The organism is Collinsella aerofaciens ATCC 25986, assembly GCF_964239575.1.
Taxonomy (GTDB): Bacteria; Actinomycetota; Coriobacteriia; order Coriobacteriales; family Coriobacteriaceae; genus Collinsella; species Collinsella aerofaciens_BQ.
Window position 1 is genome coordinate 26,773 of the sequence record NZ_CAXSQQ010000017.1, and the last position, 12,680, is coordinate 39,452.

The following is a 12,680-nucleotide window of genomic DNA, read 5'->3' on the forward strand; positions in this document are numbered from 1 at the left end:
GCCGCCTAAGCAACTGACCTGCAAGTTCTTGGTCGCGGGGGCAGGATTTGAACCTACGACCTCCGGGTTATGAGCCCGGCGAGCTACCAGACTGCTCCACCCCGCAATGTCTGGGCGCCTCATGTGCGCAAGAAAGAATATTACGCGGGAGTTCGGTAAACGGCAAGGAAAATCTCGTAGAGCATAATTCCTTCATATTTAAACCCCTCAGCCCCTATCACCGTAAACGAATCGCAGCCGAGCGCCGTCGGCGGCGCGTATACAATGGTGCGCGTCCTTTTATGCCAACACCGGGAGTAGACATGCTGCTCGCTATCGATATGGGAAACACGCAGACGGCCATGGGCCTGTTTGACGGAGACGAGTTGGTGCAGTCGTGGCGTATGCCCACCGACCGCTCCTATACCGCCGACGAGATCCATGTGCGCCTGATGGGTTTCTTCAAGATGTACGGCCTTTCGCTCGACGCGGTCGACGCGATCGCCTTTGCAGGCGTGGTGCCGCAGCTCTCGCGCGAATGGCACGCCGTGGCCGACCGCATTGCCGCAGACGCCATCGTCATCGGACCGCAGACGGCCGCGGTGACCAAGCTGCGCGCGGCGCGTCCCCAGGCCGTAGGCGCCGATCGCGTCGCTAACGCCGTTGCGGCCGAAACTTTCTACGGCGCGCCGGCAATCGTGGTGGACTTTGGCACCGCGACCAATATCGACGTCATCGATGAGGACGGTTATTACATTGGCGGAGCGATTGCGCCGGGCATCCGCATTTCGATGGACGCGCTCGCCGCCCGAGCCGCCAAGCTCGCCAGCGTTCCGCTCGAGGCGCCCGAGCACGCCATCGGCCGCGATACCGAGGAGTGCATCAAGGTCGGCGCCGTAACGGGCGCCGCCGCCATGGCTGAGGGCCTGGTCGCGCGCATGAAGCGCGAGCTGGGCCGCGAGGATGCCACCGTTATCGCCACGGGCGGCCTCGCCAGCATCGTCGCCGATTCGACCGACGCCTTCGACATAGTCGACGGCCAACTCACCATCAAAGGCATCTGCGAAATCTACCGCCGCATGCAGGAGTTAGCGTAGGCTCTGGCGAAGCCGAGACGCTACAGTCCGCGAATCCGTACGGCCTCAGGCGGAAACTCCTGCTCGCCGGCATCGGTCTTGATGGTCGCGCGACCCCAGATGTCCAGGCCCGCAAACACACCGACCGCAAGCGGCAAGCCGTTGGGCGACACCGCCGCAACTTGGCGACCGAGCAGCGGCACCATATCGAAGTACTCGCCCAACACGGGGGCCAACGGCCCTGCGGCGCCTTGCGGCGTGTTGGCAACAACCGCCCAGGCGTCCACGCGGGCCAGCACGGCGGCGGCCAGCGCCTCGACCAGCGCTTCGTCAGCCACGTCCACACCAAGCTCGCTCAACGCCGAACGCTCAATATCCACCGTCACGGCACCGAACATGCCCGCGGCACCGGCACCGCCGTTCACGGCAACACGCGCGAGCGACGTCTCAAACGCAGGCGCACCGCACACGATATCGCTCGGCCACCGGATACCCACCTTGCCGGCAAGGCCCAGGCCCGGCGTCGACACTGTGCCCACAAGCGCATCCATCATGCCCATCGCGGCCACAAACGGCAGGCCGTGGAAGGCGTGCATATTCACATCCGGACGCACGACCAGCGAAAACGTCAGCGAAGCATCGCCCGCGCTCCACGCGCACCAGCCCGCGGACACGCCCTCGCGGCCCGCGTTACGCGCCGCGTCGAGCTCGGTGCCGGCGGCAACAGCATTCATCTCGATCATCTACATACGCCCCAATTCGCCAACGATATGGCCCACGCGGTCCTCGGGCTCCTTGACCTCGACACCGTTGTAGCGGAAGAACCGCGCCGGGTCGTGCATCAGGTCCTCGAGCGGCACCAGCACAAAGTCGCGCTCGCCAATGAGAGGATGCGGCAGGCGCAGCTTTTTGCCGCCGTGGGTCTCGCCATCCATCCACAGCAGGTCCAGGTCGATGGTGCGCGGGCCGTTGACCTTGGCCTTCTTGGAGCGGTCGCGTCCCAGCTCGGCCTCGATCTTCATGAGCTCGTCGAGCAGCACCAACGGCGCCAGCTCGGTCTTGATCTCGATGACGGCGTTGGCAAACGCGTCCTGGCGCGTCTCGTAGGCCGGCTCGCTCTCGTAAATCTTGGAGGAGTTGGACACGCAGGTGAGTGGAATCTCGGCGATCATCTCGCGTGCGGCGCGAATGTTGTCGCAGCGATGCCCCAGGTTGGAGCCCACGGCCACAAACGCGCGGCGCGGCTGCGGCTTGGCAACCGCCCAGTAGCCGTTCAGGAACTGCGCAAAACCCGCGGCGTCGTGCACGCGCACGATGTTGGCACCGGCCTGGATGGCGCCCAGGCACACGCCAAACGTAGCGGCATCGCGCTCGGCGGCCTCGGTCACGCCCGAGACGGCACCCACAAAGCGCTTGCGCGACACGGCGCACATGAGCGGATAGCCCAGTGACGCCATCTTGGCAGTCTCGCGCTGGATGACGATGTCCTCGTTAGCCGACTTACCAAAGCCCGGGCCAGGATCGATGCAGATGCGGTCGCGCGACACGCCGGCATGGATGAGCGTGCGGGCCTGGTCGGACAGAAAGCCCATAACGCGGCGCATGATGGGCGCCGAATCGGGCAGGGTGAAGCGGCGGAGCTGCGAGGTGGGCACGTAGGCTTCCTCGCGGCGGGCGCTGCGGCGCATCATGGTGGCCAGGCGGTCATTGGGCTCCGATGCGGCCTCGGTGGCTGCGGGCGCGGCCTCGGGCGCGAGCGCGACGGTCTCGGCGGCAGCAGCCTGCTCGGCGGCCGGCGTCTCCTGCTCGCTTGCAGGCTCGGACGTGGGCTCCGGTTCGCCAAACGGCAACGAGGGCTGCACCACGCCGCCCGGAAGCTTGGCCTCCGGCTTAGGATCGCCCAGCAACTTGCCGCGACGGCGACGGGCCGGCTTCTCGGCCTCGCGCGCGGCCTCGGCAGCCGCTTCGCGTGCCTTCTCGGCAACAAACGCCGCAGCCGAGGTATCGAGCTGCACCGTTGCGTGCGTGCGGGCGGGCGCGGCGACCTCGCCGGCATGCATCACGATGACGCCGCAGGTGCTCGTCTTAACAAACTCGACCATCTTGGGATCGGTGAAGCCGGTCACGTCGTTAACGATCGAGGCGCCGCAGCGCACGGCCGCCTTGGCAACCGCCACATGACGCGTGTCGATCGAGACGATGGCGCCCTCCTTGGCCAGCGCGCGCACCACGGGCAGCACGCGGCGAGCCTCCTCGTCGGGGTTGACCGGGGTAAAACCAGGGCGCGTGGACTCGCCGCCCACGTCGATGATGTCGGCGCCGGCGTCGAGCATCGCTAGGCCGTACTCGATGGCGGCGTCCGGGTCGAAGTGCTCCCCGCCATCGCTAAACGAATCGGGCGTCACGTTGAGGACGCCCATGATGCGCGGACGGTCAAAGCTGAGCTCGTACTTTCCGCACCGCCATGTCTTGCTGTCGTTCGCCATGAACATCCTCCTAAAATGCCCACGCCGCCGAGCTTGGGGAGCTGGCGGCGGGGTCGCTTTGCACTCAGTCTTTCTATTGTATCCGCGCGCGCGGGCTAGAACGCAAACGCGGCCGCGATGTCGCAAGAAATCAGCAGGTCGGCATTTGCATCCTGATCGGTGGGAGCAAGGTTGCATATGGCCAGCGTATCGCCGGTAAAGTAACGCGTAAGGCCTGCCGCCGGATACACCACGAGCGAGGTCCCGCCCACAATGAGGGCATCGGCCGCGGCGATGGCGGCAACGGCACCGGTCAACACATGCTCGTCGAGCGGCTCCTCGTAGAGCACTACATCGGGCTTGATGCGGCCGCCGCACGCGGGGCACGCAGGCACGCCCGCGGCATCCTCGTGCTCGCGCGAGCAAATCCACTCGGCGCTATAGACCGCGCCGCACGACTGGCAAATGTTGCGATGGACCGATCCGTGCAGCTCGAACACGCGCTGCGAGCCGGCCATCTGATGCAGGCCGTCGATGTTTTGCGTCACCACGGCGTCGAGCTTGCCGGCTCGCTCCAGCTCGGCGAGCTTGGTGTGACAGCGGTTGGGCTTAGCGTTAAGCGCGATCATCTTGGTGCGGTAAAAGTCGAAGAACTCCGCAGGATGCGCCTCGTAAAAGCTATGCGACAGCATGGTCTCGGGCGGATAGGCAAACTGCTGGTGATACAGGCCGTCCACGCTGCGGAAATCGGGGATGCCACTCGCCGTGGAAACACCCGCGCCGCCAAAGAAGACCACGCGCTTATGGGTGCCGAACAGCTCCGCCAGCGCGGCGGAGGCCTGCTTGGGATCCGTTATTGCCTGCGTCATATGAGTCCTCCGTCCTTGTTAGTCGGGCAGCGTTGAGCGACGTCCCAGCATGCGGCCTCTAAGTCAGCATGCGCGGAGCCCACACCGCCCCTGTTGCGCTAATCTTAAGCCTGCCAACCCCGTCGAAAGGACACCATGCCTCAGACTTACACTTTCGCCTCGTGGAACGTCAACGGCCTGCGCGCCGTGCTCAAAAAGGACCCGAGCTTTATCCAGATCGCGCAAGAACTCGACGTCGATATCCTGGCGTTGCAAGAGACCAAGTTGCAAGAAGGCCAGGTTGATATTGACCTGCCCGGCTATCGCCAAACCTGGAGCTACGCCGAGCGTAAAGGCTATTCGGGCACTGCGGTCTTTAGCCGCCAGGAACCGCTGCGCGTGCTGCACGCCGACGCGCTGTTACCCTACGCCGGCGAGGGCGAGGCGGCCGAGCTCGTCGCCCAAGCCGCAACCGAGGGCCGCGTCTGCGCGTTGGAGTTCGACAAGTTCTGGTTTGTGGATGTCTACACTCCCAACGCGCAAAACGAACTCGCCCGCATCGACGTGCGCATGGCCTGGGATGATGCCTATCGCGGCTTTTTGAGCGCGCTTGAGCGCGAGAGCGGCAAACCCGTCGTGACCTGCGGAGACTTTAACGTGGCGCACGAGGAGATCGACCTTAAGAACCCCAAGTCCAACCGCGGCAACGCCGGCTTTTCGGACGAAGAACGCGGCAAGTTTACCGAGCTGCTCAACGCCGGCTTTACCGATACCTGGCGCACGGCTAATCCAGACGTCGAGGGCGTCTACAGCTGGTGGAGCTATCGCTTTAATGCCCGCAAGAACAACGCCGGCTGGCGCATCGATTACTTCTTGGTAAGTGATTCAATCGCCAATACCGTGCGCGACACCGGTATCCGCGGCGATATCTTCGGCAGCGACCACTGCCCCGTCACCCTCACGCTAGAGCTCTAGCGCCAAGCAATTCCTGGGGGACAGAGGAAAACAGATCATGTGACCCCTCTCCCCCTATAAGTTGCGGTGGAATAGTTCCTGTTTGGGCAGCAAATAGCCAAAAACGAGAACTATTCCACCGCAAGTTCGTGAGGGAACGCGAAATGCCCTACAGTCCGTATTTCACGACGACACGGTTAATGCGACGGCACCAAGGCTTGTACAGGGCGGCCAAGAACACGCAGGTCGCGAGGCCGTGTGTGATATCGAACGGCACTGCCGTGGCAAGACGCGCCACGGCACCCGCCCAAGTAAGCGGCTGTACAAATCCAATGATGTCATACGCGTTAATCACGACGCCATAGAGCAAGCCCGACGCAAAACCGTACGCCAGCAGCGCCGGCAATCGCACGGTGCCGTCGGCGCGGTCGAACGCACCCGCGTACGCCAGCGCGCCGCCAACATAGCCAACCAGGCCCCAGGCATACATCTGCCACGGCGTCCACATGCCCTGCCCAAAAAAGAAATTGCTGGTCAGCGCCGCCAACGCACCGACCATAAAGCCGTTACGACGACCGAGTGTCGCCCCGGCGATAATGGCGATGGCACTCACGGGTTTAAAGTCGGGAATGGGGCCGAACAAGATGCGGCCCGCCGCAGCCAGCGCCGCCAACACCAGCGTGGGCATAATCTGGCGCAGGCCCGGTCGCGACGCCTCGTAACCCGCAAAGAACAGCGCGAGCACCAGCGCCACCACGACCAGCATGGCAAGTGCCGCCTGCTCAACGCCCGCTAGCAACGCCGCAGCCATCACCGCTGGCACCGCCAGCAGCAGCGGGATCTCCAGTTTTGTAAGCAGGCGCGCGACGCGATAATCCGTCATCCCATCACGCCCTATAAAACACGTTGTCGGCAAAGAAGTCGGCCGGCGGCTCCATGCAGGCGATCTCACCGTCAAACATCATGGCAATGTCATCGGCAACCTGCTCGGCAAAATCCAGATCGTGCGTGGCCATAATGACGGTGCCGCCAGCCTTCGCATGGTCACGCAGGGCGCGGGCGATGATGCGACGGCTCTCCAGGTCCAAGCCCTTCGTGGGCTCGTCAAGCAGCAGCAGCTCGGGGCCGATCAGCAGCAGCTTTGCCAGTGCGAGCAGCTGGCGCTGTCCGCCCGAGAGGTCGTAGGGGTGGCGCGTCTCCAGGCCGTCCAATCCCAGTTGCGTCGCACGCTCCCGCGCCAAGTTCTCGTCATATCCGCAGGTCGAAGCCCATTCCATCAGCTCGTCGCGAACCGTCTCGGCAACCAGCAATGCTTTGGGATTCTGAGGCAGCAGCGCCGCCGAGGCCGCCCCGCGCTCCATATGCCCACGCTGCAACTTGACCGTCTTGGCCAGCACCGAAAGCATCGTCGACTTACCGCATCCGTTGCCGCCCACGATCGCATGCACCGCACCGGCCGAAAACGACACATCGAGCCCGCGCAGCACCCAACCGCCCGCGCGATCGTAGCGAAACCAGCCTTCCGACAGGGTGGTAGCCGACCCGCCGTGCATTTTTTGGAGTATTCTGCTTCCATCCGTGCGCGGAAAGGCTTCCGAGCCGTTCTCGAGCGACGTTTGCGCCACAAATTCGGACGATTTGTCCAATTCCGAACTTTTTTTCGCGCTCGATACGTCCCCGGGCGGCTCCAGAGAGCCCAAATTGTCCTCACGCCTGCTGAATACTCCTTTATTTGCACATCGGATGGCACCCCACCCCAACATGTCATCGGACAACAGCGATTCTCGGCGTCCCAAAGAAGCCATATCCGCCACCTCGCGCACGCGACCGTCCTCAATCCGGTACGCACACGTCGCGTATTCGAGCATTGGGCGCGGCTGATGCGTCGCCACAACAACCGTGCAGCCCAGCTCGCGATTCACACGAAACAGCGCGTGCAGGAAATTCTTCTCCGCAACCGGATCAAGCTGAGACGTGGGCTCGTCGAGCAGCAGCACGCGCGGGCGTAATGCCAGCACAGCCGCCAGCGACAGCAGCTGTTTGCGTCCGCCCGAAAGCGTATCGGTGTCGCGGTGGAGCCAATCTTCCAGCCCAAAGAAATAGCTGGTCTCAGCTACGCGACGGCGCATCTCATCACGCGCTAGCCCCAAGTTTTCCAGGCCAAACGCCATCTCGTGCCACACGGTTTCGCACACGATCTGGTTCTCGGGATCCTGAAACACATAGCCCACGCGCTCCGCAGACGCGCGCACGTCCATGTCGGCAACGTTCTCGCCCAGCACGCGCGCATCGCCAGTGCGCTCGCCCGCCGGAGCGATCTCGGGCTTGAGCAGCGACAGCAGCGTCGACTTACCCGATCCGGTACCGCCAACAAGAAGTGCAAACGCACCTTGGGAAACACGCCAATCAAGCCCCTCGAGCACCGGTGCCTCGGCCCCGGGATAGGCAAAACTAAGGCCTCGCACCTCAATCGCCGGCGCGGCCGAGCCATATGCCACACCCGCCGCCGAGCTCCTATCAAACCGAGCCATCAGCCAAACCTCTTCTCATCAATCGCGTGCAACGCGCAAGGCAGCACCATCCAGGCAGCGTACACGACATAGCCCGGCCACGGCGCCGGCACCGAGAGCTGCGGATAAAACGAATACTGCGTCGTCGCGGTCCACGCCACTGTCACCGTGACCACGCCAAACAGTGCAAGCCCAACCAGCGCAGCAACATCGCCGCGCCCCAGTCGATACCGCGCATACGTCGTACGACGCGTCGCGGCACCCCACCCGCGCGAGCGCATCGCGTCCGCGCGCTCCAGCGAATCTTCCATGCCCCAGCCCATCAACACACTCGATGCCCGCAGGCGCGAGCGCACGGGGTCGGCCGGCGCGCGCCCCGGCACGTCAATCGCATCTTGCACCGCCAGCACCGCGCGGCCGCGGCGCAAAAACTGCGGGATAAGCCGCATGCACATCGAGATCATAAGCGCAATCACCGGTGCGGCATTGCCCAGCAGCGCGAGTACCTTGTCGTATTCGAGCATCGACGCCGCTGCCTCAAACCACAGCACGCTCGCCACAAACAGCCCACCCATGCACAGGCCGTAAACCATGCTCTCTAGATACACCGCACGCATGCCAATACGAAACAGCCCCGTCGAGCCCGATGCACTAAACAGCGGATTGAGCACCGCGATAATCAAAATCACCGGCAGCTGCCAGCGAAGCGCCCCCAACGTGCGCGCAGCACCGCGCGTCGCAAGCCCGTACGCCAGCCCACCCGCAAGCGACAGCGCGATCAGCACCGGTTGCATCGAGAACATGGTGAGCCCCAGCGTCAGCACCATGTAGAGGGCCGGCACAGCCGGATGCGACATCGAGAACGCCGCGACGGGCTCGCCGCCAAACTCCTCTCGCATGTTGTCCACGGGCACCCCCGTCCCCTCGCTCAAACGACAGCTCCGCGGCATCGCCAACGCCGCACGCAAACAGCGCAAACGCCACGCCGGCGGTGCAAGCCTCAACCGCCGAAAACCAATCGCTACGCGCTCATCATATGCCTGCGGTATCATATTGCGCCGTGTATCGTTTCCAAACACACGTCTCTATAACGTAACAGGAGATCACATGGACGCAACCGCAATTATCCTCGCTGCCGGCGAGGGCACCCGCATGAAGTCGAACCACTGCAAGGTTTCGCACAAGATCCTGGGTAAGCCCATGGTTCAGTGGATCGTCGACGCCACCATCAAGGCCGGCTGCAGCCGCGTCGTGGTCGTCATCGGCAGCCACGCCGACGAGATGCGCGCCCTGATCGACGGCGCCTACGCCAGCAGCGCCACCAAGGTCGAGTGCGTCGAGCAGACCGAGCGCCTGGGCACCGGTCACGCCGTGAAGGTCGCGCTCGAGGCCTGCGGCATCACGCAAGGCCCCGTCGTCGTGCTCAACGGCGACTTGCCGCTCATCACCGCCGACACCGTCGCCAAGTTCGCGCAGACCGTCGCTACCGGCGAGCTCGCCTGCACCGTCATGACCATGACCCCGCCCGATCCTTTCGGCTACGGCCGCATCAAGCTGGGCGCCGACGGCCAGATCGAGCGCATCATCGAGCAGAAGGACTGCACGCCCGAGCAGGCCGCCACGCTGCTGGAGTGCAACGCCGGCTGCTACGCCTTCGACGGCGCGCAGCTTGCCGCCCACATTAACGAGATCGGCAACGACAACGCGCAATCCGAGTACTACCTGCCCGACATGCTCGAGATCCTCAAAGGCCACGGCCAGGCGGTCTCCATCTTCCACTGCGACGACTACCGCGACGGCCTGGGCGTCAACAGCCGCATCCAGCTCGCACAGCTCACCGCCATCGCGCGCGACCGCATCAACGAGCACTGGATGGCCGAGGGCGTCACCTTCATCGACCCCACGCAGGCCTGGATCGGCCCCGACGCCACCATCGGCCGCGACACCGTCGTGTGGCCGCAGACGCACCTGATCGGCCACGTCACCGTGGGCGAGGAGTGCCAGCTCGGCCCCAACAGCCGCCTCACCGACACCACCGTCGGCAGCGGCTGCACCATCGATGAAACCATCGCCGTCGAGGCCGTCATCGAGAACGGCGTCGACTGCGGCCCGCGCGCCTACCTGCGCCCGGGCACCCACATGCTCGACGGTTCCAAGGCCGGCACGCACGTGGAGATCAAGAAGTCCACGATCGGCGAGGGCTCCAAGGTGCCGCACCTGTCCTACATCGGCGATACCACCATGGGCTCCGGCGTCAACGTGGGCGCGGGCTCCATCACCTGCAACTACGATGGCGTACACAAGCACAAGACCGTCATCGGCAAGGATGCCTTCATCGGCTCCGACACCATGATGGTCGCGCCCGCCCAGATTGGCGACGGCGCGCTCGTGGCCGCCGGCTCCGTCATCACCGAGCCGGTCCCGGCAGACGCACTTGGCCTGGGTCGTGCCCGCCAGATAAATATTGAGGGCTGGGCCGCCGATTATCGCCGCCGTCTGCACGAGGACGACGAGGTATAACGTTTTACCAAGCATCTAAGGAGCTGTTCCCATGGGGGGCGGCTCCTTTTTTCTATCGTGACCTGCGCGACAGGATGAGTGGTCGGTTCGTGTCCGTTGACGGTAAAGACGTTATCAAGACCCGATTAACCCCGTCGCGCGGTTACAATGCAACAAGGCATCTATATGGCATTCGATATAAAGGAGAAGGGTAATGCCGATTAATGATCCCGAGAAGTCGGAGAATATGCGCAAGTCCATCCGCGTGTATTCCGGTTCCTCCAACCGTCCCCTCGCTCAGAAGATCGCTGAGTACCTTGGGGTCGAGCTTTCGGGCCTTACGCTAAAGCAGTTCGCCAACGGTGAGATTTACGCCCGCTACGACGAGACCGTCCGCGGCGCCGACGTCTTCCTGATTCAGTCCGTGGCCGGCGGCAACGTCAATGACATGCTCATGGAGCTGCTCATCGCCACCGACGCTGCCAAGCGCGCATCCGCCCGCTCCATCACCGCCGTTATCACCCACTACGGCTATGCCCGCCAGGACCGCAAGGCCGGCCCGCGCGAGCCCATCACCGCCCGCCTCGTCGCCAACCTGCTCGAGCGCGCCGGCGTCAACCGCATCATCACCCTCGACCTGCACCAGGGCCAGATTCAGGGCTTCTTCGATATCCCGGTTAACCACCTGTCCGCGCTGCCGCTGTTTGGCCAGTACTACAACGACATGCACTTCGACACCGACAACCTGGTTGTCGTCTCCCCCGATGTGGGCCGCGCCAAGGCCGCCAAGAAGCTGTCCGACATGCTCGGCTGCGACCTGGCCATCGCCCACAAGGGCCGTCCGCGCCACAACGCCGCCGAGGTCATGGGCATCATCGGTGACATCAAGGGCAAGACCTGCATCATCAACGACGACATGATCGACACCGCAGGCACCCTGTGCGCCAACGTCAAGGAGCTCAAGGCTATGGGCGCCGGCGACATCTACGTATGCGCCACCCACGGCATCTTCTCCGGTCCGGCCATCGAGCGTCTGAACGACGCCCCGATCGTCGAGTGCCTCGTCACCGACGCCATTCCCGTCGAGGTCGGCGGCAAGATCAAGACCATCTCGGTCGCCGAGGAGTTCGCTCAGGCCATCTCCGCCGTTTACCACGAGGAGCCCGTCTCCACGCTCGTCGGCGGCGACTTCGCGCTGTAATCGCATCGTCCTTGTAACCCGGCGCATCGCCGTCGGAACAGAAGAAACCCCCGCGCTCCCCCTTGCTTCGCAAAGGTCGCGCGGGGGTTTCTTCTGTTCCGACGGCTCGCCCTGCCGCGGCCGCGCTTTTGTCTGGTGGGATTTCGCTGAAACGAAGTCTCGCCTTCGGCGGGCGTGGTAGCCTTTGTCGTTGATTAAACTTTTTATGTAACGGAAGGACAAATATGGCAGCTGCACAGCCGCTTATGATTCGCATGGTTGCCGGGCTTGGCAACCCTGGCGAGGAATATGCCGAGACCCGCCACAACGCCGGCTTTAAGGCGATCGACGAGCTGGCCCGTCAGGCCGGCGTCACGTACTGGAAAAACCAGGCCGGCGCCGAGGTCGCGCTCATCAACATCAACGATCCCGAGGAAGAGGGCGGTAAGCGCCAGATTGTGCTGGTCAAGCCGCAGTCGTACATGAACACCTCGGGCGGGCCCATCTCCAAGCTCTGCCGCGAGTACAAGATCAAGACCGAGGAGCTGCTCGTCATCCACGACGAGCTCGACATTCCCGCCGGTGACGTACGCGTCAAGGTGGGCGGAGGCCATGCCGGTCACAACGGCCTGCGCTCCATCATCGACAAGATGGGCAGCCACGACTTCAGCCGCATCCGCACCGGCATCGGCAACCCTCCCGGCAAGATGGCCGTCGCCGACTACGTTCTTAAGCAGCTGCGCGCCCGCGAGGCCGAGGATTTCCAGGACACCTGCGCCCGCGCCGCAGATGCCGCCGGTCTGGCCATCGTCCACGGCGTAATCTACGCCCGCGATCACGTAAACGGCGCCGCTTCCGCCAACGGCAAGCACTAGAACCTACTATTTAGGGACAGGTTTATTTTGGCAGGTTCTGTATGCGGAAACACCGCAGCGGCCGCACCGCAATAAACCCTGTGCCGCCATACATATGCAGCGCTCCAATGGGGGCCGGTCTCACCGATGTGCGAGGCCGGCCCCCTTTGCCGTTTTGCCTGATAAAACCGACCAAAATAAACCTGTCCCTATTTGGTAGGCCAAAGTGGATAAACCCGGTTGATTTTCAATCTCAACGCAACAGCCTGAACGGACCCCGCGTTTCCGCAGCTAGCGCAACGCGGAAATAGCTCC

Annotated in this window: 11 protein-coding genes and 1 tRNA gene; 5 read left to right on the forward strand and 7 right to left on the reverse strand. The window is 63.7% G+C overall.

Annotated features, from left to right (window positions below):
• Window positions 1-29 precede the first annotated feature (29 nt).
• Window positions 30-106 (reverse strand) — tRNA-Met (locus tag ACESUZ_RS07695).
• Window positions 107-302: 196 nt separating this feature from the next.
• On the opposite strand from ACESUZ_RS07695, the gene ACESUZ_RS07700 reads away from it, so the two are divergent.
• Entirely contained in the window at window positions 303-1,076 is a 774-nt protein-coding gene (locus ACESUZ_RS07700; protein WP_161144979.1) for a type III pantothenate kinase, read from the forward strand.
• A 20-nt stretch (window positions 1,077-1,096) separates the two neighbouring features.
• Here the strand turns inward: ACESUZ_RS07700 and ACESUZ_RS07705 are convergent, their stop codons facing one another.
• From ACESUZ_RS07705 to ACESUZ_RS07715, 3 genes are all read right to left on the reverse strand, one after another.
• On the reverse strand, window positions 1,097-1,798 hold the full coding sequence (locus ACESUZ_RS07705; protein ID WP_195361659.1) for a hypothetical protein: 702 nt from the start codon (window positions 1,796-1,798) through the stop codon (window positions 1,097-1,099).
• Window positions 1,799-3,541, reverse strand: a complete 1,743-nt coding sequence (gene folP, locus ACESUZ_RS07710; protein WP_373199394.1) for a dihydropteroate synthase — start codon at window positions 3,539-3,541, stop codon at window positions 1,799-1,801.
• Window positions 3,542-3,636: 95 nt separating this feature from the next.
• Window positions 3,637-4,389: an NAD-dependent protein deacylase gene (locus ACESUZ_RS07715; protein WP_217749897.1), complete on the reverse strand. Its 753-nt coding sequence runs from the start codon at window positions 4,387-4,389 to the stop codon at window positions 3,637-3,639.
• 135 nt (window positions 4,390-4,524) lie between these two features.
• On the opposite strand from ACESUZ_RS07715, the gene ACESUZ_RS07720 reads away from it, so the two are divergent.
• Window positions 4,525-5,343, forward strand: a complete 819-nt coding sequence (locus ACESUZ_RS07720; protein ID WP_195503062.1) for an exodeoxyribonuclease III — start codon at window positions 4,525-4,527, stop codon at window positions 5,341-5,343.
• Window positions 5,344-5,491: 148 nt separating this feature from the next.
• Here ACESUZ_RS07720 and ACESUZ_RS07725 read toward each other — a convergent pair whose 3' ends face one another.
• Genes ACESUZ_RS07725 through ACESUZ_RS07735 form a run of 3 tightly spaced genes read right to left on the reverse strand, consistent with a single transcriptional unit; the run spans window position 5,492 to window position 8,731 of the window.
• Entirely contained in the window at window positions 5,492-6,205 is a 714-nt protein-coding gene (locus tag ACESUZ_RS07725) for a DUF6580 family putative transport protein (protein WP_373199397.1), read from the reverse strand.
• A 4-nt stretch (window positions 6,206-6,209) separates the two neighbouring features.
• The gene (locus ACESUZ_RS07730; protein WP_373199399.1) at window positions 6,210-7,853 is read right to left on the reverse strand and encodes an ABC transporter ATP-binding protein; all 1,644 of its coding nucleotides are present in this window, start codon (window positions 7,851-7,853) and stop codon (window positions 6,210-6,212) included.
• Window positions 7,853-8,731 (reverse strand): energy-coupling factor transporter transmembrane component T, encoded by an 879-nt coding sequence (locus ACESUZ_RS07735; RefSeq protein ID WP_373199403.1) that lies wholly within the window; start codon window positions 8,729-8,731, stop codon window positions 7,853-7,855. Before ACESUZ_RS07735 ends, ACESUZ_RS07730 begins: the two co-directional genes overlap by 1 nt.
• Before the next feature lie 208 nt (window positions 8,732-8,939).
• On the opposite strand from ACESUZ_RS07735, the gene glmU reads away from it, so the two are divergent.
• From glmU to pth, 3 genes are all read left to right on the forward strand, one after another.
• A complete protein-coding gene (gene glmU / locus ACESUZ_RS07740; RefSeq protein ID WP_373199400.1) occupies window positions 8,940-10,352 on the forward strand; it encodes a bifunctional UDP-N-acetylglucosamine diphosphorylase/glucosamine-1-phosphate N-acetyltransferase GlmU in 1,413 nt (470 codons plus the stop codon).
• Between the two features lie 193 nt (window positions 10,353-10,545).
• Window positions 10,546-11,532 (forward strand): ribose-phosphate diphosphokinase, encoded by a 987-nt coding sequence (locus ACESUZ_RS07745; protein WP_022094252.1) that lies wholly within the window; start codon window positions 10,546-10,548, stop codon window positions 11,530-11,532.
• Window positions 11,533-11,756: 224 nt separating this feature from the next.
• Window positions 11,757-12,386, forward strand: a complete 630-nt coding sequence (pth, locus tag ACESUZ_RS07750; protein ID WP_373199402.1) for an aminoacyl-tRNA hydrolase — start codon at window positions 11,757-11,759, stop codon at window positions 12,384-12,386.
• The last annotated feature ends 294 nt before the right edge of the window (window positions 12,387-12,680 follow it).